General features: G+C 69.1%; 23 protein-coding genes. 11 read left to right on the forward strand and 12 right to left on the reverse strand.

Features of this window, described 5'->3' with window-relative positions; translation table 11 throughout:
- The first annotated feature begins 49 nt into the window (after positions 1-49).
- The 5 genes from ACIRCZ_RS16920 to nagB are packed head-to-tail and all read left to right on the forward strand — an operon-like array spanning position 50 to position 5,143.
- Entirely contained in the window at positions 50-1,006 is a 957-nt protein-coding gene (locus tag ACIRCZ_RS16920; RefSeq protein ID WP_055894967.1) for a carbohydrate ABC transporter permease, read from the forward strand.
- A complete protein-coding gene (locus ACIRCZ_RS16925) occupies positions 1,000-1,914 on the forward strand; it encodes a carbohydrate ABC transporter permease (RefSeq protein WP_402855098.1) in 915 nt (304 codons plus the stop codon). Before ACIRCZ_RS16920 ends, ACIRCZ_RS16925 begins: the two co-directional genes overlap by 7 nt.
- Positions 1,911-3,464 (forward strand): glycoside hydrolase family 3 protein, encoded by a 1,554-nt coding sequence (locus ACIRCZ_RS16930; protein ID WP_402855014.1) that lies wholly within the window; start codon positions 1,911-1,913, stop codon positions 3,462-3,464. Before ACIRCZ_RS16925 ends, ACIRCZ_RS16930 begins: the two co-directional genes overlap by 4 nt.
- The gene (locus ACIRCZ_RS16935; protein WP_402855016.1) at positions 3,461-4,357 is read left to right on the forward strand and encodes an ROK family protein; all 897 of its coding nucleotides are present in this window, start codon (positions 3,461-3,463) and stop codon (positions 4,355-4,357) included. Before ACIRCZ_RS16930 ends, ACIRCZ_RS16935 begins: the two co-directional genes overlap by 4 nt.
- Positions 4,358-5,143 carry a glucosamine-6-phosphate deaminase gene (gene nagB / locus ACIRCZ_RS16940; RefSeq protein ID WP_055894973.1) on the forward strand — a complete coding sequence of 262 codons (786 nt, stop codon included), beginning with the start codon at positions 4,358-4,360 and terminating at the stop codon, positions 5,141-5,143.
- Between the two features lie 16 nt (positions 5,144-5,159).
- Here nagB and nagA (ACIRCZ_RS16945) read toward each other — a convergent pair whose 3' ends face one another.
- From nagA (ACIRCZ_RS16945) to purU, 4 genes are read right to left on the reverse strand one after another with little or no spacing between them, the layout of a single operon-like run.
- A complete protein-coding gene (nagA, locus tag ACIRCZ_RS16945; RefSeq protein WP_402855019.1) occupies positions 5,160-6,332 on the reverse strand; it encodes an N-acetylglucosamine-6-phosphate deacetylase in 1,173 nt (390 codons plus the stop codon).
- Positions 6,329-6,700 (reverse strand): YrdB family protein, encoded by a 372-nt coding sequence (locus ACIRCZ_RS16950; protein ID WP_055894978.1) that lies wholly within the window; start codon positions 6,698-6,700, stop codon positions 6,329-6,331. The genes nagA (ACIRCZ_RS16945) and ACIRCZ_RS16950 overlap by 4 nt, the downstream gene beginning before the upstream one ends.
- A 1-nt stretch (position 6,701) precedes the next feature.
- Positions 6,702-7,298 (reverse strand): class I SAM-dependent methyltransferase, encoded by a 597-nt coding sequence (locus ACIRCZ_RS16955; protein ID WP_055894980.1) that lies wholly within the window; start codon positions 7,296-7,298, stop codon positions 6,702-6,704.
- An 11-nt stretch (positions 7,299-7,309) separates the two neighbouring features.
- Positions 7,310-8,191: a formyltetrahydrofolate deformylase gene (gene purU / locus ACIRCZ_RS16960; protein ID WP_402855022.1), complete on the reverse strand. Its 882-nt coding sequence runs from the start codon at positions 8,189-8,191 to the stop codon at positions 7,310-7,312.
- 114 nt (positions 8,192-8,305) lie between these two features.
- Between purU and ACIRCZ_RS16965 the strand changes: the two genes are divergently transcribed.
- Together ACIRCZ_RS16965 and ACIRCZ_RS16970 are read left to right on the forward strand one after the other, a co-directional pair.
- Positions 8,306-9,778, forward strand: coding sequence for a purine-cytosine permease family protein (locus ACIRCZ_RS16965; RefSeq protein ID WP_402855024.1), 1,473 nt, complete (start codon positions 8,306-8,308; stop codon positions 9,776-9,778).
- A gap of 185 nt (positions 9,779-9,963) precedes the next feature.
- Positions 9,964-11,208: an MFS transporter gene (locus ACIRCZ_RS16970; protein ID WP_402855026.1), complete on the forward strand. Its 1,245-nt coding sequence runs from the start codon at positions 9,964-9,966 to the stop codon at positions 11,206-11,208.
- Here the strand turns inward: ACIRCZ_RS16970 and ACIRCZ_RS16975 are convergent.
- The 7 genes from ACIRCZ_RS16975 to ACIRCZ_RS17005 form a co-directional block, all read right to left on the reverse strand.
- A complete protein-coding gene (locus tag ACIRCZ_RS16975; protein ID WP_402855028.1) occupies positions 11,195-13,351 on the reverse strand; it encodes a sigma-70 family RNA polymerase sigma factor in 2,157 nt (718 codons plus the stop codon). The two genes, ACIRCZ_RS16970 and ACIRCZ_RS16975, sit on opposite strands and share 14 nt — an antisense overlap.
- Before the next feature lie 299 nt (positions 13,352-13,650).
- Positions 13,651-14,811: an N-acetylglucosamine-6-phosphate deacetylase gene (gene nagA / locus ACIRCZ_RS16980; protein ID WP_402855030.1), complete on the reverse strand. Its 1,161-nt coding sequence runs from the start codon at positions 14,809-14,811 to the stop codon at positions 13,651-13,653.
- Positions 14,812-14,856: 45 nt separating this feature from the next.
- Entirely contained in the window at positions 14,857-15,642 is a 786-nt protein-coding gene (locus ACIRCZ_RS16985; RefSeq protein ID WP_055894991.1) for a DeoR/GlpR family DNA-binding transcription regulator, read from the reverse strand.
- Positions 15,639-16,508: a class II fructose-bisphosphate aldolase gene (locus ACIRCZ_RS16990; protein WP_055894993.1), complete on the reverse strand. Its 870-nt coding sequence runs from the start codon at positions 16,506-16,508 to the stop codon at positions 15,639-15,641. Before ACIRCZ_RS16990 ends, ACIRCZ_RS16985 begins: the two co-directional genes overlap by 4 nt.
- A gap of 27 nt (positions 16,509-16,535) precedes the next feature.
- Positions 16,536-17,450, reverse strand: coding sequence for a 1-phosphofructokinase family hexose kinase (locus ACIRCZ_RS16995; protein ID WP_402855033.1), 915 nt, complete (start codon positions 17,448-17,450; stop codon positions 16,536-16,538).
- Positions 17,447-18,430, reverse strand: a complete 984-nt coding sequence (locus ACIRCZ_RS17000; RefSeq protein WP_402855035.1) for an ROK family protein — start codon at positions 18,428-18,430, stop codon at positions 17,447-17,449. Before ACIRCZ_RS17000 ends, ACIRCZ_RS16995 begins: the two co-directional genes overlap by 4 nt.
- Positions 18,427-19,305 carry an SIS domain-containing protein gene (locus ACIRCZ_RS17005; protein WP_402855101.1) on the reverse strand — a complete coding sequence of 293 codons (879 nt, stop codon included), beginning with the start codon at positions 19,303-19,305 and terminating at the stop codon, positions 18,427-18,429. The genes ACIRCZ_RS17000 and ACIRCZ_RS17005 overlap by 4 nt, the downstream gene beginning before the upstream one ends.
- Before the next feature lie 346 nt (positions 19,306-19,651).
- Between ACIRCZ_RS17005 and ACIRCZ_RS17010 the strand changes: the two genes are divergently transcribed.
- The 4 genes from ACIRCZ_RS17010 (at position 19,652) to ACIRCZ_RS17025 (ending at position 24,127) form a co-directional block, all read left to right on the forward strand.
- The gene (locus ACIRCZ_RS17010; protein WP_055894998.1) at positions 19,652-20,896 is read left to right on the forward strand and encodes an extracellular solute-binding protein; all 1,245 of its coding nucleotides are present in this window, start codon (positions 19,652-19,654) and stop codon (positions 20,894-20,896) included.
- A 10-nt stretch (positions 20,897-20,906) separates the two neighbouring features.
- Positions 20,907-21,866, forward strand: a complete 960-nt coding sequence (locus tag ACIRCZ_RS17015; RefSeq protein ID WP_055895000.1) for a carbohydrate ABC transporter permease — start codon at positions 20,907-20,909, stop codon at positions 21,864-21,866.
- Positions 21,863-22,765, forward strand: a complete 903-nt coding sequence (locus ACIRCZ_RS17020; RefSeq protein WP_200949627.1) for a carbohydrate ABC transporter permease — start codon at positions 21,863-21,865, stop codon at positions 22,763-22,765. The genes ACIRCZ_RS17015 and ACIRCZ_RS17020 overlap by 4 nt, the downstream gene beginning before the upstream one ends.
- 126 nt (positions 22,766-22,891) lie before the next feature.
- Complete coding sequence (locus ACIRCZ_RS17025; RefSeq protein WP_402855039.1) at positions 22,892-24,127, forward strand: hypothetical protein; 1,236 nt, start codon at positions 22,892-22,894, stop codon at positions 24,125-24,127.
- Between the two features lie 6 nt (positions 24,128-24,133).
- On the opposite strand, the gene ACIRCZ_RS17030 is transcribed toward ACIRCZ_RS17025, so the two are convergent.
- Complete coding sequence (locus tag ACIRCZ_RS17030; RefSeq protein WP_402855041.1) at positions 24,134-25,645, reverse strand: beta-N-acetylhexosaminidase; 1,512 nt, start codon at positions 25,643-25,645, stop codon at positions 24,134-24,136.
- Between the last annotated feature and the right edge of the window lie 36 nt (positions 25,646-25,681).

The following is a 25,681-nucleotide window of genomic DNA, read 5'->3' on the forward strand; positions in this document are numbered from 1 at the left end:
CCGCGCCCCCTGGTCCTGCCACCAGACTCTCTCAGGAAGGAGGACAGACGTGACGACGACTCAGGAGGCCGTGACGGCCGCATCCCGGCCGGAGCGTCCCGGCGCCCCGACGCCCCGCAAACGCAAGTTCCAGTTCACCCCGTACGCTCTGCTCATCCCGTCCGTCGCGATCCTCATCCTCGCGCTCGGCTACCCGATCGTGTGGCAGCTCATCACGTCGATGCAGAGCTTCGGGCTCGCCCAGCAGTTCGGCCAGCCGGCGCCGTTCGTGTGGTTCGAGAACTACATCACCCTCTTCTCCGACCCGTACATGTGGGTCGTCGTCGCACGCTCCATCGCGTTCTGCCTGGTCACCGCCGCCGTCACCGTCGTCGTCGGCGTCGGGATGGCGCTGCTGATGAACGCAGTCAACAAGGCCGTGCGCATCATCATCCAGATCTCCATGCTGCTCGCCTGGGCCATGCCCGTCGTCGCAGCGATGACCGTCTGGAACTGGCTGTTCGACTGGCGCCGCGGCATCGTGAACTACACGCTCACGTCGTGGGGCCTCGACTTCCAGAACCACAACTGGCTGCAGAACCCGCTCTCCTTCTTCTTCGTCGCGATGATCATCGTGGTGTGGATGAGCGTGCCGTTCGTGGCCTTCTCCGTCTTCGCCGGTCTCACCCAGGTGTCCGGCGAAGTACTGGAGGCGGCCCAGATGGACGGCGCGAAAGGGTTCCAGCGCCTCCGCTTCATCATCCTGCCGATGATCCGGCCCGTGCTCGGAATCGTGCTGCTGCTGCAGATCATCTGGGACCTCCGGGTCTTCACCCAGATCCGGCTGCTCCAGGACAAGGGCTCGATCGCCAGTGAGACCAACCTGCTCGGCACGTACATCTATCAGCTCGGCGTCGGATCGAGCGACTTCGCGATGGCCAGCGCCGTCAGCGTCTTCGTGCTCATCCTGACCATCGCGATCAGCTGGTTCTACGTGCGCAACCTGCTCAAGGAGGACGAATCGTGACCAGTACGCTTCCCCCGGCCACGTCCATCGCCGGCGCAGACGCGAAGCCGCAGCCGCCGCGCAAGCTCCGCCAGAAGATCAAGCCGTCCCGGGTGATCCTCGGCATCGTCGGTGTCGTCATCTCGCTGATCTGGGTCTTCCCCGTCTACTGGATGGTCAACTCGTCGCTGCTGCCGAACGTCGTCCTGCAGAACACCAAGCCCACCTGGCTGCCGTTCGGCGGGTCGTTCGACAACTTCAGCGAGGTCATCAACGGCGGCACCTTCTTCCCCGCGCTCGGGATGAGCGTCATCATCGCCGTCGTCACTGTCGTGTTCTGCATCCTGTTCGCGTTCCTCGCCGCTCTCGCGATCAGCCGGTTCAAGTTCCGCGGGCGCAAGTCGTTCGTGCTGGCCGTGCTGCTCATCCAGATGCTCCCGGCAGAGGGCCTCTTCATCGCGCAGTACAAGCTGATGGGAAGCCTCAACCTGCTGAACACGGTCGTCGGCGTGAGCATCATCTACATCGCCGCGGTCGTGCCGTTCACCATCTGGATGCTCCGCGGCTTCGTCGCCGGCATCCCGGCCGACCTCGAAGAGGCCGCGATGGTCGACGGGCTCAGCCGCACGCAGGCGTTCATGCGCATCACGTTCCCCCTGCTGGCACCTGGGCTCGTCGCGTCCGGCGTGTACGCGTTCCTGCAAGCGTGGAACGAGTTCACAGTCGCTCTCGTGATCCTGCAGGAGAACTCCAGCCAGACGCTGCCGCTGTGGCTGCGCGGCTTCATCCAGCAGTCAGCGTCCCGCGCAACGGACTGGGGCCAAGTCATGGCCGCTTCCACCCTCGTCGCCGTGCCCGTCATCATCTTCTTCCTCTTCGTGCAGGGCCGGATGACGAGCGGCCTGGTGAGCGGGGCGGTGAAGGGGTGAGCGGCCCCAGCATCGCCGACCAGAAGGACACCGCAGACCCGGGAATCGCGACCGCCGATCTCCGCAGAAGGATCGCGGCGACCCTCGTTCCCGGTTTCGTGGGGACGACGCTGCCCGGCTGGCTCGAGAACCGTCTGCGCGCCGGCCTCGGCGGGGTGTGCATCTTCGGCCAGAACGTCCTGTCCGTCGCCCAGCTGCGCGAGCTCACCGATGCGATCTACGCCGCCAACCCGGATGCGGTGGTCGCGATCGACGAGGAGGGCGGTGACGTCACCCGGCTCTACTACGAGACCGGTTCGCCGTACCCAGGCAACGCCGTCCTCGGGCGCCTCGGGAACCCGGGATACACCGAGCAGGTCGCGCGCCGCGTCGGCTGGGAGCTTCGCAGGGCCGGCTGCAACCTCGACTTCGCACCGGATGTCGACATCAACTCCAACCCGGACAATCCGGTGATCGGCGTGCGCAGCTTCGGCTCGTCGCCCACGCTGGTGGCCGAGCAGAGCGCAGCGTGGACGCGCGGGCTGCAGTCGGCGGGCGTCGCCGTCTGCGCCAAGCACTTCCCCGGTCACGGGGACACGGCGCAGGACTCGCACCTCGTGCTGCCGGAGGTCGACCTCAGCATCGAACAGCTGCGCGAGCGAGAGCTTCGGCCGTTCCGCGCTGTGATCGAGGCGGGAGCCCGCACGATCATGACATCGCACATCCTGCTCCCGCAGCTCGACGCAGAACGACCGGCGACTTTCAGCCCGACGATCATCGAAGGACTGCTTCGCGGCGAGCTCGGCTTCCGCGGCGTCGTCGTGAGCGACGCCCTCGACATGCGGGGTGCGAGCGGAGAGCGCGGCATCCCGGAGGCCGCCGTGCTGGCGCTCGCCGCCGGCTGCGATCTGCTCTGCATCGGCACGGAGAACACCGACGACCAGCTCACCGAGATCGAGGACGCGATCGTCGCGGCCGTCGAGGGTGGCCGGCTTCCCGCATCCAGGGTGGAGGAGGCAGCTGGACGCGTGCTCGCGCTGACCGCCGAGCTCCGCGCCGAGCAGGCCGCCGTCCCGGTGCCGATCGACGCACCGGAAGGGCGGCTCGACCCGTCGGACGTCGTCGTCGCGATCAGTACCTTCGACATCTCCGAGCACGCGGCACAGTGGATGCACGCCCACCGAGGTCCGTGCTCTGTCGTGCGCATCGACACCGTCGCGAACATCGCGGTCGGCGTCGCGCCGTGGGGGCCGTTCGCCGAGGTGGCCGCCGACCCGGAGTCGGAGTTCGCCGCCGCGTTCGCCGCGAACCCGACGGTGGTGTTCACGGAGAGCGACCATCCGGAGCTCGTGCTCGCCGCGTCGTCTCCTGTGCTCGTCATCGGCAAGGACAACCACAGGCACGCCTTCGCCAGGGATGCGATCGACAGGCTGCGTGCCGAACGCGACAGCGTTCTCGTGGTCGACATGGGCTGGCCGAGCGACGATCGCGCGTACGCAGACATCGCGACCTTCGGCGCATCCCGGCTGGTCGGACGCGCCCTCCTCGACCTGCTCGGTCTCGAATCGTGAGACTGGGAATCGACATCGGCGGGACCAAGACGGACGCGGTCGCCGTCGACGAGTCCGGCTCCCTCGCCCAGCGGGTCAGGCTCTCCACCGGCTTCGGATCGACGGCGGTGGTCGAGACGGCCGTCGCTGCGGTGGCCAGGATCGGCGAGCTGACCGGCCTGCCCGCGACAGGCTTCGACTCGATCGGCATCGGCATCCCCGGGCTGGTGAACAGCACATCGGGGCACGTCGCGCACGCGGTCAACCTCGGACTGGAGAAGCTCGAGCTCGGCGGGGAACTCGCCGGACGGCTCGGCGTCGGCGTGCGCATCGAGAACGACGTGAAGGCAGCGGCCCTCGGCGCGTATCACGTGCTCGGCCTCGACGGCACGATGGCCTACCTCAACCTCGGCACGGGAATGGCGGCGGGAATCGTCGTCGACGGCAAGCTCTGGCGGGGGAGCGGCGGCATCGCAGGCGAGATCGGTCACATCCCTGTCGACCCGAACGGGGCGCTGTGCGCCTGCGGTCAGCGAGGGTGCCTTGAAACCGTCGCGAGCGGATCCGGCGTCGCCAGGCAGTGGAAGACGGACGACGCGCTGCCGGTGCGCGCGGTGTTCGCCGCCGCAGCCGACGGCGACAGGACGGCGAGGGAGATCAAGGCTAGGCTTGCTGAGGGCATCGCTTCCGCGGTGCGTGTTCTCGTGCTGACCGTCGACGCCGACTCCGTCGTGATCGGCGGCGGCCTCAGTCACCTCGGGGACCGCCTGCTCTGCGACGTCCACGAAGTGCTCGAATCCTGGTCGAGGAGCTCGTCGTTCCTGGCGTCGCTCTCGCTGCAGGACCGCGTGCGCCTCGTCCCGGAAGATTCACCCGTCGCAGCGCTCGGCGCCGCACTCGTAGGAGAGAACTAAGTGGCTGAAATCGTCGTCGTCCCCGATCAGGCAGCAGCGGGAGAGCTCGCTGCGCAGAGCATCCTCGATCTGATCTCCAGCAAGCCGGACGCCGTGCTCGGCCTGGCGACAGGTTCGACGCCGCTCGCGCTGTACCGCGCGCTCGCGGCGAAGGTGCAGACGGCGGGCGTCGACGTCTCGCACGTTCGCGGTTACGCGCTCGACGAGTACGTCGGGCTGCCTGCCGGTCATCCGGAGAGCTACCGTGCTGTGATCAGCCGCGAGGTCGTGGAGCCGCTCGGGCTCACGCCGTCGCTCATCCACGTGCCGAACGGGGCCATCGAGACCATCGAGCACGCCGGCGCGGACTACGAGAAGGCGATCGCGGAGTCCGGCGGGGTGGATGTGCAGATCCTCGGCATCGGCACGGACGGCCACATCGGGTTCAACGAGCCAGGGTCGTCGTTCGCGTCCGTCACGCGGGTGAAGACCCTGACCGAGCAGACGCGCAAGGACAACGCGCGCTTCTTCGCCTCGGAGGCCGACGTGCCGATGCACTGCATCACCCAGGGGCTGTCGACGATCCTGCGCGCTCGCCACCTGCTGCTGCTCGCGTTCGGCGAAGGCAAGGCGGATGCGGTCGCCGGAGCCGTCGAGGGACCGGTCTCTGCCAGCAACCCAGGCTCGGCCATCCAGTTGCACCCGCACGTGACCGTGCTGGTCGACGAGGCCGCCGCCTCCCGGCTGAAGAACATCGACTACTACCGGTACGCGTACGCGAACAAGCCGGCCTGGCAGAAGCTGTAGGGCTCGGCTCGCGCGCTCAGGCGTCCGGCGCGTCGCCCGCGATCGTGCGGCCGGCCGCGATGACGCGGCGGACGCTCCAGTCGTGGTCCAGGATGACCGCGTCCGCGGCGTAGCCTGCGCGCAGGCGGCCGAACCGGTGGTCCTCGCCGAGCACCCTGGCCGGCGCGAGCGTGAGCGCTTCGACCGCGCGAGCAGGGGGGAGACCGACGAGCGTGATGGCGTTCTTGAGCGCGATGTCCTGGGTGAGGGTCGAGCCGGCGATCGTCTCCGTGCCGGACAGCACGGCCAGACCGTCGCGCACGGTGACGTTGAGGCCGCCGAGCCGGTAGTCGCCGTCGCTCGCTCCCGCCGCGGCCATCGCGTCCGTGACCAGGGCGACCCTGCCCGCCGCCTCGTCGAAGGCGATCTTGGCGACCAGCGGATGCACGTGGAGCCCGTCGAGGATGAGCTCCAACGTCACCTCTGGGTTCTCGAACGCGGCGACGACGGGGCCGGGCGCGCGGTGGTGGATGCCGTTCATCGCGTTGAAGGCGTGGGTGAGCAGCCGGGCGCCGACCTCGAACGCGCGAGCCGCCTGCGCGTAGTCGGCCGCCGTGTGGCCGACGCCGACCACCACGCCGGCCTCGATGAGCACGCCGATCGACTCCAGCGCGTTCGGCAGCTCAGGGGCGATGGTCGCGACGCGCATGGTTCCTCTGGCGGCGCCGATCAGCTCCTCGACCATCTCAGGCCCAGGCTCGCGCAGGAACGCGGCATCGTGCGCTCCCCGGCGCTCTGCTGCCAGGAACGGGCCTTCGAGATGCGAGCCGAGAACCAGCGGGTCGCTCGCAACGAGATCGGCGACGACCGAGAGACTCTCGCGGAGCGAGGCGAGCGGGTTGGCGACGTGCGAGACGAGCGACCGCGTGGTGCCGTGGGCTCGGTGGGTGGCCAGGCCGGCGAGCATCTGCTCCGGGCCGTCGTCGAACGGGTGACCGCCCCCACCGTGGCAGTGCAGGTCGATGAAACCGGGCGTCAGCCAGTGTCCTCCGGCGTCGACGACCTCGCGGCCGCCCGCCTGCGCTGCGGTGTGCCAGCCCGTACCGGAGCCGGTTGCGACGATGGTGTCGCCGTCGATGACCAGCCAGAACTCGTCGACCAGCCCGTCCGCATCCACTTTGCGGGCGTTGTGGACGACGGGGCCGCTCACGAGAACTCTTTGCGCCCGTTGACGATGCCGCTCGCCGTCGCGATCACGGCGAACACGGCGGCGACGATCGGCTGGCCGAGGTTCCACCAGGCGAGGGCGGCAGAGGCGAACACGACGATCTCTACGAGCGCCTTCACGAACGGGTCGACGTGCAGCACGGCCCGCGGAGAGCGGAACAGCGCCCACAGCACGATGGCGATCGCCGGTGCGAGGATGCCGACCACGATGTTCCAGGGCAGCGGCCACGCCACGAAGCCCCAGAAGCCGAGCGAGAAGATCGCGAACAGCTCCAGCAGGAATCGGAGGACGTCGTTCGGCCCGACCTTGATGTCGCTCTGCGGGTGCTGCGTGGATGTCACGGGAGCCATTCTATTGCGCGCTGAACAGGAGATACCGCTCGTCGTCCACCGGACCACCCCAGAGCCTGGAGTCCGCCGCGAGATCGTGGACGTCCGCCCGCGCGCGATGCCGGAGCACGAGCCGCCTGCACTCCGCGGCGGACAGCCCCGCCCCCGTCGACCACGAGCCCTCGATCAGGAGGAGACGACCACCGGGGGCGAGCAGCTCCGTCCAGCGCGCGAGCACCGCATCCCGGTCGTCGAACGACCACAGCACGTGCCGCGCGATCACGACGTCGAAGCTGCCAGGCGCGAACGGCGGTGCTGCCGCATCTCCGTGCACCAGATCGAGCTCGATGCCCTCCGCGCCCGCCTTGGCTCGCGCTCTGTCGAGCATCCGGGTGGAGATGTCGAGGCCGGTCACGCGGAGCCCGTGCCCGGCGATGAGGAGCGCGAGACTGCCCGTCCCGCAGCCGAGGTCGACGGCGGTTGCGGGCGACGCGGGAAGGAAGGGGGAGATCAGCTCATCCCACGCGAGCCGGACGTCGGGGTCGCGGAGGCCGTGGTCGGCCGCGTCGTCGAATTCGGCGGCGTATGCATCCCACAGGTTCTCGGCGTCGGAGGCCATGGCACCGGATGCTATCGGAAGATGATCGTGCGCGCCCCGTCGAGCAGGACGCGGTCCTCCGCGAACCACTTGACCGCCTGGGTGAGGGTGCGGCTCTCCTCGTCCTGACCGATCGCGACCAGCTCGTGCACGGTGCGCGAGTGGTCGACGCGGACCACGTTCTGCTCGATGATCGGGCCCTCGTCCAGGTCGCTCGTGACGAAGTGCGCCGTCGCGCCGATCAGCTTCACGCCGCGGGCGTGCGCCTGACGGTACGGGTTCGCACCCTTGAAGCCGGGAAGGAAGGAGTGGTGGATGTTGATGGCGCGGCCGGCCAGACGCTCGCAGAGCTCCGGGGAGATGATCTGCATGTAGCGCGCCAGGACGACGAGCTCGATATCGTGCTCCTCCACGGCCTCGATCACGCGCGCCTCGAACGCGGCCTTGCTCGCCGCATCCGTCACGGGACGTGACTCGAACGGGACGCCGTAGAAGCCTGCGAGGTCGCGCAGCGTGCCGTGATTGGAGAGGACGAGCGGGATCTCGATCGGGAGCTGGCCCGCGCGCTGCCGGAACAGCAGGTCGTTGAGGCAGTGCGCGGCCGTGGATGCGAGGACGAGCGTGCGCAGAGGCCGGCCGACGTTGTCGACGCGGTGCTGCATCCCGAACTGCTGGACGACGGGGGCGAGCGCGCGCTCGAACTCGGCGCGGTCGGCCGCTGACTCGACCTGCAGGCGCATGAAGAAGCGCCCGGTATCCGTGCTCGCGAACTGCTGGCTCTCGGTGATGTTGCCCCTGGCGGCGACGATCGCGCCGCTGACGGCGTGCACGATGCCCGGCTTGTCGGCGCAGCTGAAGGTGAGGACCCAGTGGTTGGGCTGCGGGGCTGGGACAGGGGATGCGGAGGGAGTCACCCCATCAGGGTAGCGATTATGGAGCGCCCGGCCGCACCATCGGGGCCGCGCGCGCAGCATCGACACCGTGCTCCGCCATTGACGCGGCGCGCCACCGTGCCGTTGGATCGGTGCATGACCACAACCGGCGAGGACACCCCGGACACTCCGACGACACCGGCCTCCGGCCTCGGCGTCGAGCTGAACGGGCTCAACACCATCCACGAGAGCGAGAGGAAGGGCCGCCCGCGCGACCTGTTCTGGCCGTGGTTCGGCGCGAACGTCTCCGTCTTCGGGCTGAGCTACGGGTCGTTCCTGCTCGGGTTCGGCATCTCGTTCTGGCAGGCGACCATCGTCGGGATCGTCGGCATCGTCATCTCGTTCCTGTTCTGCGGTTTCATCGCGCTCGCAGGCAAGCGCGGCTCAGCGCCGACGATGGTGCTCAGCAGGGCGATGTTCGGGGTCGAGGGCAACAGGGTGCCGTCCGTGCTGTCGTGGCTCCTCACTGTGGGCTGGGAGACGGTGCTCACGGCGCTCGCCGTGCTCGCCACCGCCACCGTGTTCACGCAGCTCGGCTGGGAGGGCGGCGTCGCCACGAAGGTGGTGGCGCTCATCGTCGTCGCCGCGCTGATCATCGCGGGCGGCGTCATCGGATTCCACCTCATCATGCGGATGCAGATGGTGATCACGATCGTGACCGGCGTGCTCACCGTCGTCTACATCGTCCTGGTGCTCGGCCACATCGACCTCGGCGCCGTCTCCGCCCTGCCTGCGGGGGACATCCCGCACGTCGTCGGCGGGTTCGTCTTCATGCTGACCGGATTCGGTCTGGGCTGGGTCAACGCGGCAGCAGACTACTCGCGGTATCTGCCCCGCTCGGCGCGCAGCTCGGGCGTGATCGGCTGGACCACGTTCGGCTCGTCGCTCGCTCCGGTCATCCTGCTAGTGTTCGGGATCCTGCTGGCCGGCTCATCGGAGAAGCTGAGCACGGCGATCGCGGCCGACCCGATCGGCGCGCTGGCGTCGCTCCTGCCGACCTGGTTCCTCGTTCCGTTCGTGATCGTCGCCGTGCTCGGCCTGGTCGGCGGCGCCGTACTCGACATCTACTCGTCCGGGCTCGCGCTCTTGAGCGTCGGGCTGCGGGCGCCCCGGTACGTCGCGGCAGGGATCGACGGCGTGATCATGACCGCGGGCGCGGTCTACGTCGTGTTCTTCGCCAACGACTTCCTCGGACCGTTCCAGGGCTTCCTCATCACCCTGGGCGTGCCCATCGCGGCGTGGTGCGGAATCTTCATCGCCGACATCAGCCTGCGCAGGCGCGACTACGCCGAAGCCGACCTCTACGACAGGCGGGGACGCTACGGAAGCGTCCGCTGGCTGCCCATCGCCCTCATCGTCGTCGGGACGGCGATCGGCTGGGGGCTCGTCACCAACGCCTCGGCGAACTGGCTCACCTGGCAGGGATACCTGCTCGGGCCGTTCGGCCTGGGAGGCGCTACGGGCGACTGGGCGTACGCGAACCTCGGGGTGCTCGCTGCCCTCGTGATCGGCTACCTCGGCACCCTGCTGTTCTCGCGGGGCGCGATCCGCCGCCAGGAAGGACGCTGACCGGGGTTTCGCGAGCATCCATCGGGTAGACTCGTGCCTGGTCGGTGGTTCGAACGCCGGCCCTGGGCGCGCACATCGGCGCGTAGTCGACCCGCCATCCGAGGTCTTGCCGCAACGGCGACCGGAATGGGCGGGGAACGCCGTTCGTTGGACAGTTCGTCATGTCTGCCACTTCAACGTCGCCAATGAAAACCTCACAGAAGTTCCCCTGGGCCGGGCTGCTCGCGCTCGCAGGGGCGGTCTTCCTGTCCGTCACCAGCGAGATGATCCCGACCGGCCTGCTGCCGGACATGAGCTCGTCGCTCGGCGTCAGCGAGGCCCAGATCGGGCTGCTCGTCACCGTCTTCGCCTTCACCGTCGTCATCACCAGCACCCCGCTGACCGCGCTGACCAAGCGCTGGCCGCGGCACGCGATGATCGTCGGCATCCTGATCGCGCTCGGTCTCTCCAATGCGCTCACGGCCGTGGCTCCCGACTACGGGTTCGTCGTCGCCTCGCGCATCCTGGGCGGTGTCGCGCACGGACTGTTCTGGTCGATCGTCGGCGCATACGCCGGTCACCTCGTTCCGAAGGAGCAGATCGGCCGCGCCGTTTCGATCACCCTCGGCGGGGGAACGCTCGCCTTCGTGTTCGGCGTTCCGCTCGGTACATTCGCCGGGCACCTGTTCGGCTGGCGGTTGTCCTTCGCATTCCTCGCTGGACTCATGCTGGTCGGCGCGCTCCTGGTCTGGAAGCTGCTGCCGAAGGTGGAACGGGAATCGGATGCGCGCCCCAAGCGCGACCGCGGCGTCCCACGCTCCGAGCGGCCGGCGAAGGTCGCGGACGCCACGATCCTCGCCGTCGTCATGGTGTGCCTGGTCGCCGCGGTCACGATGGTCGGCCACTACACCTTCTACACGTTCGTCGTCCCCTTCCTGACCGGGCCGATGGGGGTGGCGGCCGGCGATGTCGGAGGGCTGCTGTTCTTCTACGGCATCGCGGGCGCCGCCGGTCTGGTGCTCGCGGGCACCGTGCTCGGGCGCCGCCCGCAGTTCGGGCTGATCGTCGCCCTGATCGTGACCGGAGCGGCTGTCGCGGCGCTCGCCGCGTTCGCGGGCCAGCCGGTGATCGCGCTCATCGCGTTCATCGTCTGGGGGCTCGCCTTCGGTGCGCTCCCTCCTCTGCTGCAGACCCGCCTGCTGCACACGTCGTCCGCCGCATTCCGCGACACCGCGAGCGCGCTGTACACCACCTCGTTCAACGTCGGCATCGGAGGAGGCGCGCTGATCGGCGCGGTGATCTTCGACCTCGGCGGCCTGATGGTGCTCCCGGTCGTCTACATCGGGCTGCTCGTGGTGTCTCTGGTGCTCGTCGTCGTCATCGGCCGGATGACGCGATCGGCCCGACCAGTGGATGCGCCCGTTGAGCCGGAGCCCGTCAGCGCAGCGTGAGCGGCTGGTCGGCCAGCAGTCCGCGGCGGTCGCCGTCGACGTAGACCATCCCGAACCGGTGGTCCACGCTGGTGTCCACGAGCCAGACGAACCGGGCGGACAGCCGCCCGTACGGGTCGAGCCGCAGGATGTTCCGCATCGCGCTTCCGTCGGCATAGAGCTGGACCGTGGCGCCCGGGGTGCCGTCGACTGTCATCAGGAACGTCATGCCGGCACTCGCAGACAGCGCGACCCCTGGGATGCTGACGGAGCCGGTGCGCGGCGTCGCGCGGTCGGACACGTTGCCGAGCCGGTCGGTCTGCCTGGCCGTGAGGGCGAAGTCCTGTCGCACACCGGTGAGCTGCCCGGAGGTCCAGGCGCCGTCGTCCGACGCGGTCACCGTGGCCTGCAGTGCGTCGCCGTCGTAGACCTGGACCGTTGCGCCCGGCTCCGCCGTGCCGGTCAGGATGGGCGCGAGCAGCCCGGCGGATGCGCCGGCGCCCGTGTCCGGGGCGTTCAGCACCGGAGGCTCCGCCGTGCGGTCGATCAGCACGGCCACGCTCTGCGCCGCCGAGGCGCCTGCCGCGGTGGTCTGGACGAAGCCGAGCGTCCAGTCGCCGTCGCCCAGGGCGGAGAGGTCGAGCGTCAGCTCCCACGCTCCCGCTGCGTCGGCCGTGGTCGTGCCGACGGTGATGGGGCCCGGCGCGGAGGCAGCGGCGGAAGCGAGAGACGCGCCAGTGGCGCCCTGCGTCCGCTGCGCGGTGACGGCGATCCGCGCATCCGGAGCTGCTGTGCCGGACGCGGGGAGAGCGGTGCTCGCCGTCTCCGTGCTGCCGGCAGGGGAGGAGACGGCCGGGGCAGCGGGCGGAGCGGTGACGGGCGGCTCGGTGGGAGCGGGGGTCGACGGCACGCCGGGGGATGGCTTCTGCTGAACCGGCACCTGCTGAACGGGCGACTGCTGACCTGGTGTCTGGCCCTGCTGCCTGTCCGCGGAGTCGACGGGAGCCGGGGCGAGAACGGGGGAGGGGGCATCCGCCTCAGGAGCTGGTGCTGTCGGGGAGGGCGCCGTGGCGGCGTCGGGGGCGGTGGGCGCGGCCGGGAGCGAAGACGGGGCTGTGCGGCCCGCGCCCGCCCCAGCAGCGGCGACGGTGTCGGACGCCGGCGCGAACAGCTGCGGTCCGAAGACGAATCCGGCGACGACGGCCGCGGCGACCAGAACGCCGGTGACCGACAGGCCGATGCCGAGCGCATTGCCGGCGCCTGTGCCGGACACGCCCGTCGCGGCGCCGGACGAGCTGCCGGCGCCACTGGAGGTCGCAGGCGCGGCCGAGCCGGGCACGACGGCCCCGGACTCGCCGATGGCGTACGCGGCGGCGTCTGCGCCCGACTGCAGCCAGGCGGAGTACGCTGCCGCCCCTCCGATGCCCAGCGTGAGCGGGAGGAGCACCAGCGCCAGACGGGAACCGACATCGTGCGCCTCCGAGGCCACGATCGTGCACTTCGCGCAGTCGGCGAGGTGCGCGTCCACCCTGGCTTTCTCGCGCTTGCCGAGTCCGTTGCGGGCGTACGAGCCGAGGCGTTCCGTCGTCCAACGGCACTCCGAGTCCTCTGGCAGGGTGGCGATGTGCGCTTGCACCCAGGCCTGGCGGAGTCCTTCTCGTGCGCGGTAGGCAAGCGCCGCGACGGCGTTGGGCGTCATCGCGAACAACGGCGCGACCTGCTGCGGCGTCATGCGCTCGACCTCGCAGTACCAGAGCACCTCCTGCCAGCGGGTGGGCAGCGAGTGGAAGGCCTTCGCGGTCAGCGATCGGTCGAGTGCCTCCATAGTGGCGCTCTCGCTGAAGGCCGGGTCCTCGACGGAGTCCAGCTCGTCGATGGCCGTCTCCCGCTTCGCTCGCCCCCAGGAGGCCGCGATGTTGCGGATGGTGGTGAAGAGATACGCCCGGAACGCGGTCGTCGGGCCGCCCCCGGCAGCGATCGCCTGGTAGATCTTGGCGTACGCCTCTGAGATGAGGTCGTCGGCGTCGAACGTCGAGGTGTGCGAGCGTGCGACGGTGAGCGCGGCGCGCGCGTGTCGTCTCCACAACTCGGCGAAGGCCTCCGTGTCGCCCGCGCGCGTCAACTCGACGAGGGCAGAGTCCGACTGCTCGGTGACCGGGGGCATCCCCACATTCTGGCGGAGCCGACTGAGAGACGTCCGTTATTTCCAGCGTTCTGCTGCGGCGGAAACAGCCGCGAAAAGAGCTGCCGAACCGGCGTCATAACCAGCCACGCGGTGCGTCTCTCCCACTGAGGCCGTCGACGATCGACGGCCGACACAGCGCGGAGTGCTCTTATTCGGCCCACTCCGCCGCGTTTGATGGACGACCCGAACGTCCGTCAGACGAGGGGGTCCGCAGTGCGGAACGCTGGTGGGTCGGGAACCCTAGCCCGGCCCACCGCCGCGCCGGTCGCGGCGCAGCGTCAGTGAGGGAGCGGAGCACCCGCCGCGAATACCTGCAGTACGCGGAAGTCGTCGTCCAGGATCACGGCGTCCGCCGCGTATCCGGCCGCGAGTCTGCCGAGGTCGTGCCCTCTGCCGACCGCGGCCGCCGGGATCTCGGTGATGGCGAGCACGGCATCCTCGACGGAGATGCCCACCTCGGTGACGGCGCGTCGCAGCGCGTCGTCGAGCGTCAGCGTGGAACCGGCGATGGACCCGCCATCCGCGAGACGGGCGACGCCGTCGCGCACCTCGACCGCGAGGGATCCGAGGACGTAGTCGCCGTCGCTCGAACCGGCCGCGGCCATCGCATCGGTGATCATGGCGACGCGGCCAGGTGCGGAGGCGAACACCATCCGCACGACCTCCGGATGCACGTGGGTGCCGTCGTTGATGATCTCCAGCGTCACGCCAGGTGTGTGCGTGGCCGCGGCGACGGGACCGGGCGCACGGTGGTGGATGCCGTCCATCCCGTTGAACGCGTGCGTCAGGATGCTCGCCCCCGCATCGAACGCGGCGAGCGTCCGCCCGTAGTCGGCGGCGGTGTGGCCGACGGCGACGGCGACCCCGGCGGCCGCGAAGGCGCGGACGGCATCCAGCCCGCCGGGGAGTTCAGGGGCGATGGTGATCTGCCGGAGGGTGCCGCCTGCCGCCCCGAGGAGGACGTCGATGTCTGCGCCGGTGGACGGCCGGAGCAAGGCGGGGTCGTGCGCCCCTTTGTGGGCGACATCGAGGAACGGGCCTTCGAGGTGCGAGCCCAGGATGCGCGGATCGGCGGCCGTCAGCGCGGCGATCCCTGCCAACCGCACGGCGAGGTCTTCCACCGGCGCCGTGACGAGGGAGAGCACGAATCGCGTTGTGCCGTGCCGCTGGTGCATCGCGAGCGCGGTGCTGATGCTGTCGTCGCCGTCGTCGAACGATGCGCCGCCGCCACCGTGATTGTGGATGTCGACGAAACCGGGCGTGAGCCACGCGCCGTCCGCGTCGGTCACCGCATCCGGCTGGTCGCCCGCGACGGAGATGCGCCAGTCGTCGCCTGTGTCGACCTCGGCGATCGTGTCGTCCTCGAAACGGACCCAGCCGTTGTGCAGGATGCGGCCCTCGCTGACGAGGCGGGCGGAGTGGATGACGTGCGCAGGCATTGTGTCGACGATACCGAATCGGGCGGTGGTGCAGGGGACCGTCGCCTAGGCGACGATCACCTCGAAGCCTGCGTCGGCGAAAGCGGCGCGCTGCTCGGCCGTGATGCCGGCGTCGGTGATGAGCGTGTTCAGCACCTTCGGGCCGCCGAGTGTCGCGAACGCCTTGCGGCCGATCTTGCTGGAGTCGGCGACGACGACGGCGCGGGTGGCGCGCCTGGCCATCAGCGAGTTCACGCTGGCCTCCCCCTCGTCGTGCACGGTCGCGCCGATCAGAGGGTCGATGCCGTTGACGCCGATGAACGCGATGTCCATGGTGATCTTCTCCAGCACCACGTCGCTGTACGGGCCGACGAGCTCGTAGGAGCGCGCGTGCACGACGCCCCCGGTGACGACGGTCTTGATCTGAGGGCGCATCACGAGCTGAGCGGCGATGTTGATGGCGTTGGTCACCACGGTGAGGTTGGGGTGCGGCGACGGTTCCATCAGGTCGGGGCGGGAGCCGAGCACGGTGGCGACCGCGGTGCTGGTCGTGCCGCCGCACAGTCCGACCACCGCGCCGCGCGGGACGAGAGCGCTCGCCGCCTGCGCGATCCGCAGTTTCTCCGGCGCGTGCTGCTCGCGCTTGTACCTGATGGGGAGGTCGTACGCGACGGACTGACCGACCGCGCCGCCCCTGGTGCGCGTGAGGAGCTGCTGGGAGGCGAGCGCGTCGAGGTCGCGGCGGGCGGTCGCAGCGGAGACATCGAGCTTCGACACGAGCTCGTCGACCTCGAGCTGTCCCGTCTCCGCGAGCAGGTCGAGCACGGCGTTCAGTCGCTCAGCTCTGTTCATCGGCGTTCTGTCTCCGTTCGGATGGGCGACTGCTCGACGGCGAACAGTGCGAGGAGGCGAGCCGCCTCCCCGGTGACCGCGGTGCGTCCTTCTCGCAGATACTTCCGCGAGTCCACGACCTCCGGATGCGCGGACAGATAACCGCGCACCGCTTCGGTGAAGAAGCGGTTGAGGTGGGTGGAGACGTTGACCTTGGTGATGCCGGAGCGGATCGCCGAGACGATCGTCTCATCCGACACGCCCGAAGAGCCGTGCAACACGAGGGGAACGGGCACAGTGGCGTGCAGCCGGCCGATCAGGTCGAGGTCGAGGGAGGCGGTCCGCTCCGTCATCGCGTGGGAGCTCCCGACCGCAACAGCGAGGGCGTCCACGCCCGTCTCGGAGACGAACCGGCGCGCTTCGTCCGGGTCGGTGCGCACTCCAGGGGCGTGCGCGCCGTCCTTGCCGCCGATCTCACCGAGCTCCGCCTCGACGAAGACGTCGTTGGCGTGGGCGTAGTCGACGACCCGGATGGTCGCCTCCACGTTCCTGTCGTAGTCGAGCTTCGCGCCGTCGAACATCACGGAGCCGAAGCCGAGGTCGATGGCCTGCCTGGTCAGCTCCTCGTCCTCCGCGTGGTCGAGGTGGACGGCGACGTGCGCCTGCGACGCAGCGGCCACGGCGATGGTCGCCCGCGCGATCGGTTCGAGGCCGCCGTGATAGGTGACGCAGTTCTGCGAGATCTGCAGGATCACGGGCAGCTGCGTCTCCTCAGCGGCGGCGACGAGCGCTTCCGCGGTCTCCAGGTGGATGACGTTGAACGCGCCGATCCCTGTCTGCCTGGCGGCGGCGGAGTGCATCAGATCGGCGGTGGGGACGAGCGGCATGGCTTCCTTACTGGTGGGGCGGCTGGATCAGCGGGTGACGATGACGTGGTCTTCGAGCTGCGGATACGACGGGTCGAGCTCTCCGGCGAGCGGAGCGAGGACGGCGGCGGCCGACCAGGCGGTTGCGCGACGCAGGATGGTCTCCGGATCGGTGACCCCGGCCGCCAGGAGGCCCGCCACGGCTGCGACGGCGGCGTCTCCTGCACCGGTGGCGTTGCCGTGCAGCGGCTCGGGGAGGCGCGCCTGGATCGGCTCGGCTGACGGGCCGACGGCGAGCATCCCGTCGGCGCCGAGCGAGACGATGACGAGGCCGGCGCCCCGGCCGAGCAGGAGGCGTGCGCCGGTGACGGGATCGTTCTCTCCCGTGCTCTCGGCGAGTTCGCGCCGGTTCGGTTTGAGGACGGAGACGCCTGCCTCCGCCGCGCGGAGGAGGCCGGGACCGACCGCATCCACGATGCTCGGGATGCCCCTGGCAATCGCGAGGACGACAAGCTCTGCGTAGAAGTCGTCAGGAGCGCCGGGAGGGAGACTGCCAGAGCCGACGATGCAGGCGGCGGGCACAGCGAGTCTGGTGACCGCATCCCGGAGCGCTGTCCACTCGGCGGAGCTGAGCGCTTCGCCCGTCTCGTTGAAGATCGTGGTGAGTCCGCTCGTGCTGTCGACGATGGCGACGCTGCTCCGGGTCTGGGCGGCGACAGGGACGACCTCGTGCGGGAGACCGCTCGCGGTGAGGTCGTCGGCGATGCGCAGCCCGGCGGGGCCACCGGCCGTCGTCAGGGCGAAGGCGCGTCCCCCTGTCTGGGCGATCACTCGTGCGACGTTGATGCCCTTGCCGCCCGCGCGGGCCGCGGGCGCGGCGACGCGATGGCTCTCGCCGACGTCCAGCTCGTCGACCGTGTATGTGAGGTCGACGGCGGGGTTGGGGGTGACGGTCAGGATCATGCGGTCTGCTCCTGGGCAGGGGAGGCCGCATCGAGCAGGTCCCTGGCACGCAGCGCGGCTCCGATCACCCCGGCGTTCTCACCGATGCTCGCGGGGAGCAGCATGGGGCGGCGCTGGAAGGTGAGGATCGCATCCAGCCGGGCGGCCAGCGGCTCGAACAGCCTAGGACCGGCCTGAGCGAGCCCTCCGCCGATCACGATGGCCTCCGGAGCGAGCAGGGCGACGGTGTGCGAGAGGTCGAGGGCGAGCGCGTCCAGCGCCGATTCCCAGACGGACTGCGCGTCGACGTCGCCTGCGGCTGCCAGTTCGAGCACCTCCTTGGCCCCGGGGACCGTGACGCCGGAGATGGCGCTGTACCGGCGCGCGATGGCGGCGGCGGAGGCGATCGCCTCCAGACAGCCGCGGCCGCCGCACGCGCACTCCGGGCCGTCTGCGACGCGGGAGTGGCCCATCTCGCCTGCCATGCCGCCTCCGGTGTGCAGCCGGCCGTCCACGAAGATCGCCCCTGCGATGCCGGTGCCGATGGCCATCACGACCACGTCGCGGAACGGAGCGGCTGCGCCGATCCTGTGCTCGGCCTCTCCTGCGCCGCGCACGTCGTGGCTGAACGTGACGGGGAGGCCGACCGTCTCCTCGACACGAGCCCGGAACGGGAAGTCGTGCCAGCGCAGGTTCTCCGAGAAGACCCCGATGCCGGCCTCGTCGTCGACGTGCCCTGGCACGAGCAAGCCGAGCGCGAGCGGACGCACCTCCGGGTACTCCGCCCGGAAGCGCGACGCCAGCTCGGCGACGGCGGCGACCACGGCCTCCGCCGTTCTGTCTCCGTCGTGCGGGGTCGCGCGGCGTTCGAGGGCGACGATCCTGCCGTCCTCGTCGATCAGCGCTGCCTTCATGTCCGTGCCGCCGACGTCGAAGGCGAGCACGGCCCGGCCGGCGCCGAGAGGCGCCGACCTGGTCGATGAGGTGGACGGCGTTGTCACGGTGCCAGGATGACGGAACGGGTCAGGTTGCGCGGGTGGTCGGGGTCGAGCTCGAACCGGCGAGCCCTGGCGAGCGCGACCCGCTGCGCGCGGATGAGATCGGCCATGCCGTCCAGCGTGCCGTTCTCGAAGTGCGCGCCGGTGGCGGCGACATCGTCGGCGAGACCTGCAGGGGCATCCCCGAACATCCAGGTGACGCGGCCGGGGGCTGCGATGGCGATCGGGCCGTGACGGTACTCCTTGGCCGGGTACGACTCGGTCCAGGACTGCGAGGCCTCGCGCATCTTGAGGGCGGCCTCGTGGGCGAGGCCCACGGTCCAGTTGGCGCCGAGGAAGGAGTACTGGTCGGCGGCCACGAGAGCGTCGTCGAGCTCCTCGTCGACCGCGGTCTGCGCATCCAGGATCGCCGCATCCAGGTTCTCGCCGAGCGACGCGCGGATGAGAGCGAGGGAGGTTGTGGCGAAGCGGGTCTGCACGACCGACTTCTCGTCGGCGAACGGCAGCTTGATCACGTCGTCGACGAGGTCGACCAGAGGCGAGTCCGGGTCGCCGACGACCCCGACCGTCCTCGCGCTGCTTCCGGATGCGCGGAGCTGCTCGAGCAGTTCGAGAACCTCGGTCGTCGTGCCGGAGCGGGTGAGAGCGACGACGGCGTCGTATTCGCGGTCGACGAACGCCTCGGAGGCGGCGAATGCGTCGGTGACGCCCAGGCCGGCGGTCTCGCGGAGCGCTGCGTACGACTGCGCCATGAACCAGGAGGTCCCGCAGCCGACAACGGCGATGCGCTGACCGGCAGCGGGCAGGAGCCCCTGCTCTGCGCGCAGGTCGACCGCGCGAGCCCAGGTTTCCGGCTGCGAACGGAGTTCGGCCTCCATGTCGGCACCGAGCGTGGATGCTTGCGTCACTGCTTCGTCTCCTGTCAATCGAGGGTTGCTTCATGCCAATGATTGCTTATGAGCGATATCTCTGTCTAGTGAGCATCTTCAATCGCTGTGGCTCGATGTGGGCGGGATCTGGGGCGGGTGTGTAAACGACGTGTAACGATCTGGGGCAAATTCCTTGACGACCGGTCGTCTACGCGCAATGATTCGAGCATCCATTGAATACATGTGATTGTTTCGAGCAGAAACAAGTCACAAAGGATCAATACTGACGCACCGTCGCGCAGGAGATTGCACCATTGCACCTGACGGTTCGTTCCCTTCGAGAGTGAGGAAGTCAATGAAGAAGTCACTGCGGTGGGGTGCCGCTGTCGCCATGGCGACGGCCGCGACCATGACACTCGCGTCCTGCGGATTCAGCAGCGGTTCCGGGGGCGGGTCGTCCAACGGCGCGCAGAGCCTCAACCTGATGGTGGCGAGCTACTCGGACAACACCAAGGCCGAGTGGCAGCAGATCATCAAGGACTTCGAGGCCAAGAACAGCGGCATCACGGTCAACCTCGACGTCGAGTCGTGGACGGACATCAACAACGTCATCAAGACGCGCATCCAGGCCGGCAAGCAGCCGGACATCCTGAACATCGACGCGTTCGCCGGTTTCGCCGCCGACGACCTGCTCTACCCGGCGAAGGACATCGTCTCGTCGAAGACGCTCGACGACTTCCAGCCGGCCTTCTCCAAGAACGCCTCCATCGACGGAACCCAGTACGGCCTGCCGTTCATCGCATCGGCCCGCGCCCTGTTCTACAACAAGGACCTGTTCTCCAAGGCCGGTATCACCGACCCGCCCAAGACCTGGGCGGAGTTCGAGGCGGACGCCGCGAAGCTCAAGGCATCGGGCGCGACGGCATACGGCATGCCCCTCGGCAGCGAGGAAGCACAGGCGGAAACCGCGATCTGGTTCTACGGAGCCGGCGGCGGGTACGGCGACGCGAAGAAGCTGACCATCGACAGCGCGGAGAACGTCACGGGCGCCACCGAGATGCAGAAGATCATCAACGACGGCCTGACCGAGGCGAACCCCGGTTCGACCAACCGCACCCCGCTGATGAACGTCTTCATCCAGGGCCAGATCGGCATGCAGATCGGCCTCCCGCCGATCGTCGGCCAGATCAAGAAGAGCAACCCGAGCCTCAACTACGGCATCGCGCCCATCCCCACGAAGGACGGCTCAGCCTTCACGCTCGGCGTCGCTGACCACCTGATGGCGTTCAAGAGCAAGACGGACAAGACGTCGTCGATCAAGAAGTTCCTCGACTACTTCTACAGCGCGGACGTCTACACCAAGTGGGTCGGCGCGGAGGGCTTCCTGCCCACCACGAAGTCCGGCGCGGACGCGATGGCCTCCGACGAGACCATCAAGCCGTTCCTCGACCTGCTGCCGAACGCCAAGTTCTACCCGTCCACCAACCCGAACTGGGCAGCAGCGCAGGGTGCGATCCAGAGCCAGATCGGTCAGCTCGGCCAGGGTGCGAACCCGGGCGACCTGCTGAAGTCGATCCAGGCGAAGGCCGACGGACAGTAGACCGCACGTAATGAGTCAGACCATCGACACGACCCAGACGGGGACGGCCACCGGCCGTCCCCGTCGCGGGGCGTCGCAGAAGCGGCCAGGGACTGGCGGCACCGATCTGTTGCACGCCGTCCCGTGGACGCTGCCCGCCCTCATCCTGATCTTCGGCGTGGTGCTGTTCCCCGCCGGATACATGATCTTCAACTCCACCCGCAAAATCTCGGTGGCCGGTGTCGACCACGGCTCGGTCGGCTTCCAGAACTACCTCACGGTGCTCTCCCGCCCCGAGCTGCCGAGCATCCTGCTCAACACGCTGCTCTGGGTGGCGTCCGTCGTCGTCCTGACGGTCGTGATCTCGCTCGCGCTCGCGCAGTTCCTCAACAAGAACTTCCCTGGCAGGCAGTGGGTCAGGATGGCCATCCTCGTTCCGTGGGCGGCCAGCGTCGTGATGACCACCACCGTGTTCGTCTACGGCCTCGACCCGTTCTACGGCATCATCAACAAGTTCCTGGTGGACATCCACCTCTTGGCGGAGCCGTACGGCTTCACCAAGGAGCCGGTGCCGGCGTTCCTGTCGTCGATCGCCATCGCGGTGTTCGTCTCGCTGCCGTTCACCACGTACACGCTGCTCGCCGGCCTGGCCGGAATCCCCGGCGACATGCTCGAGGCGGCCAAGGTGGATGGGGCAGGTGCCGTCCGCACGTACTTCGGCGTGACGCTGCCCAACCTGCGCAGCGCCATCGCGCTGGCCAGCCTCATCAACATCATCAACGTCTTCAATTCGCTGCCGATCCTGAAACTCATGACGGGCGCGATACCCGGATACAAAGCGGACACCACGACGACCTACGTGTTCAAGCTGCTGCAGAACGAGCAGAGGATCGACCTGTCGAGCGCGCTCAGCGTCATCAACTTCCTCATCGTGCTCGTGGTCGTCGCGCTCTACCTGTGGATCGTCAAACCGATGAAGGAGGTCTCGTGACCGCGCAGGCCACCATCGACGCCCCGTCGCGGCCGCCACGGCCGCCGCGCACGCGCCGCCCGAGCGAGTCCCGCATCACCGGCAGAGTCGTCGGCCGCATGGTCGCCGGTCTCGTCATCGCGCTGATCTTCGTGCTGCCGTACCTGATCATGCTGTTCGGCTCGTTCAAGAGCCGCAACAACATCCTCACGGTGCCTCCGACGTACTTCCCGACGAGCTGGCACCCGGAGAACTACATCACGATGTGGTCGACGCCGGAGACCCCGCTGCCCGAGAACCTCATCTCGACCATCGTCATCTCGGTGTTCGCGACGGCGCTCGTGCTGCTGGTCTGCGTGCCGGCGGCGTACTACACGGCGCGCTTCCGGTTCCCCGGCCGCGGGGTGTTCCTGTTCCTCGTGATCGTCACGCAGATGCTGCAGCCGACCGTGCTCGCCACCGGCCTCTTCAAAGAGATGGTGGCGCTCGGGATCAACGACACCTGGCTCGCGATGATCCTCATCAACGCGGCTTTCAACCTGGCGTTCGCGATCTGGATCATGCACAACTTCTTCGCCGGAGTGCCGAAGGAAGTGGATGAGGCGGCCCAGCTCGACGGCGCGGGCAAGTGGACGGTGCTCTTCCGAGTGCAGCTCCCGCTGGTCTGGCCGGGTATCGTCACGGCGATCATCTACACCTTCGTCGCTTCCTGGAACGAGTTCGCTGCGAGCCTGGTGATCCTGTCGACGGATGCCAACCAGCCGCTGTCCGTCGCCCTCACCAAGTTCGTCGGCCAGTACGACGCCGCCTGGCAGTACGTTTTCGCGGTGTCGATCGTGGCGATCATCCCGGTCGTGGTGCTGTTCATGCTCATCGAGAAGCGCCTCGTCGGCGGCCTCACGCAGGGCAGCGTCAAGTAAGGCGGGTGGGGAGCGCCGGCGCGTGTGGCGCGATGCCGGCGCTCCCCACCGAATCCGCGTGCATCCAGCGTCCCCGGAGAGTACGATCGCGGCGAACATACAGACCGGGGTCGGCAGACTGGGACTATGAGCGTGAGAGAGCGGCTCGGCGTGCTCGTCGAGGGGGGAATCGCGTCGCCCGCGCGCATCCGCGTGGCCGGGCGGGAGTACCGCTGGTGGGTCGTCATCCTGGCCGTGTACCTCGCGTCGAGGGTGTTCACGACGACGTTGATGGTGTCCCTGTTCGTCGCTGCGACGGTCGGCGACTGGCACTTCGCCAGCTCGCGCACGGAGCCGAACTTCTGGACCTTCTCAGGTTCGTGGGATGCGTCGTACTACCGGAAGATCGCCGAGGGCGGATACCCGACCACCATCCCGACGGACGGGGATGGCAACGTCCAGCAGAACTCGTGGGCGTTCCTTCCGCTGTTCCCCGTGATCGCACGCGGCCTCATGTTCGTCACCGGGCTGGGGTTTTATCCGGCCGCAGTCATCGTCGCGACGGTGTTCGGCGCCGCAGCCACGCTCGTGCTCTACCGATTGGTCGCCTCCAGGGTGGGAGCGTCGAACGCGCTCTGGGCAGCGGTGTTCTTCTGCTTCGGGCCGCTCTCGTTCGTGCTGCAGATCGCATACGCGGAGAGCCTGTTCTTCTTCCTGATGTTCGCCGGGCTGTGGGCGATGATGGCGCGAAGATACTGGCTGATCATCCCGTTCGGGGTGGCGGCGGCGTTCACGAAACCGGGAGAGCTGGCATTGCCGCTCGCGCTCGGGATCGTCTTCATCGCGCGGCTGCTCGCCGCGCGGCGCGGGCGGGAGCCGTTCGCGTGGCGGGAGCGTGCCGCCGTGATCGTCGCAGGGGGAGTGACGGCCGTGGCCGGACTGGCGTGGCCGCTCATCGCATCCTTCGTCACCGGATTCCCCGACGCGTACGTGGAGACGGAGCTCTCCTGGTGGACGGGCTTTATCGGCAGGGTGGCGTTCGTGCCGCTGACGCCGTGGTTCCTGTTCACCTGGAAGTACGCCAACGTGATCGGTGCTCTGCTCGTCGTCGCGGCCATTGCGGGATTCGCCTGGCTGCTCAGCCGCCGGAGCGTGCGTGCGCTCGGCACCGAGGTGGTCGCGTTCGCGGCGAGCTACGGGCTCTACCTGTTCGCGGTGTTCCTGCCGCAGCAGAGTCTGTTCCGGCTGCTGATGCCGCTGGCGCCGCTCGCCGGGGCGCCGGCGCTCGCCGGGAACCGGAAGGCCAGGATGATCGTGCTGATCAGCGGGATCGCGCTGCAGCCGATCGCGCTGGTGCTGCTCTGGTTCCTCGGGTACCCGTGATCGACGTCAGGAGCTGACGCGCTCGCGCCAGCGGACCTCAGGGAGGCGCCGGAAGTTCGTCCCAGCAGCTTCCCAGTGCTCGGCCAGGCCGGCGACGCGCTCGGCGAAATCGTCGAAATCGCGGACCGTCTCGACCGCATCCGTGTCGGCCGGCGCGGGCGACCAGGCGATCTCGGCGACGGCGGCGAGACGGGGGAACACCATCTCCTCGATGTCCGCGACCGTCTCGATGGTCTCTGTCCAGAGCGGCGCTTCGACGCCCAGGATGTGCGCTTCGGTGAGCCCTGGAACGATCCGGGCGGGATCCCACTCGTACGACTGACGCAGCGAGGTCGGTCCGTCCGCCCAATCCTGGCCGAGGCGGTCGCCGTCCTCGTAGACGATGTCGAGGTATGCGACGTCGGCGGGGGACAGGATGACAGAGCCGCCCTGGCGCACGAAGGACAGGGTCTCGTCCGCCGCCGTTCCGCGCGGGGTCAGGAAGTCCCAGTACTGGCCGACCGTCCCCTCCGGAAGCTGGTCGCTCTTGCCCATCTCGTGCCAGCCGGCCGGGATCTTGCCGTGGCGGGCGACCGTCGCCGACGCGTCAGCGATGAAACGGAGGAAGTCGGCGGGGCCGGTGCTCTGGCACTCGTCGCCGCCGATGTGCAGGTAGGGGCCGGGGGTGATCGCCGCGACCTCCCGCACCACGTCGTCCACGAAGCGGGCGGTGGTCTCGTCGCCGGTCAACAGCGTGCTGAACCCGACCTTCGCGCCGGTGTAGAGCGCGGGAGCGACGCCGTCGGCGTTCAGCTCAGGGTACGAGGCGAGCGCGGCGTTCGTGTGGCCCGGCATGTCGAGCTCGGGGACGATCGTGACGTGCCGCTCTGCCGCGTATGCGACCAGGTCGCGGAACTCGTCCTGCGTGTAGAAGCCGCCTGCGCTGCCGTCGCTGCCCGTCGAGCTGCCGTGCGCCGTCAGGTTCGGCCAGCTCTCGATGTGGATGCGCCAGCCCTGATCGTCCGTGAGGTGCAGGTGCAGGTGGTTGACCTTGAGGAGCACGATGGCGTCGATGAAGCGCTTGACCGCATCCGGGGCGAAGAAGTGTCTCGCCACATCCAGCATCGCGCCGCGGTAGCCGTAGCGGGGGTGGTCGACGACGCGCACCGCGCCGATGGTGAGGGGGTCGGACGAACACTCGACGGGCACGAGCTGGCGCAGCGTCTGCACGCCCCAGAACGCGCCGGCAGCGGTCGCCGCTCCGATCCTGACGCCCTCGGCTGCCACCTCCAGCGTGTAGCCCTCCGCCTCGTGGCCGGTCGGCGCCTCGTCGTCTGCGATGACGATGGCGATGTCGCCGAACGCCGGGGGCTCGTGGACGACGGTCAGCGTGCGGCTGCAGTCGGAGGCGAGCTCGGCGCGCAGCAGCTCGGCGACGGCGGAGGCGCCTGGGCCTGCGACGCTGATCCGTGCATCCGGCGCGAGGGTGAACGGCGCGGAGTCGACGGACTCGAGCGTCGCAGGGCGGGGGATGACCACGCGTTCTCCTTCAGGTGGGTGACGACCTGGGGTGCT

The organism is Leifsonia sp. NPDC102414, from assembly GCF_044765685.1.
Lineage (GTDB): Bacteria > Actinomycetota > Actinomycetes > Actinomycetales > Microbacteriaceae > Leifsonia.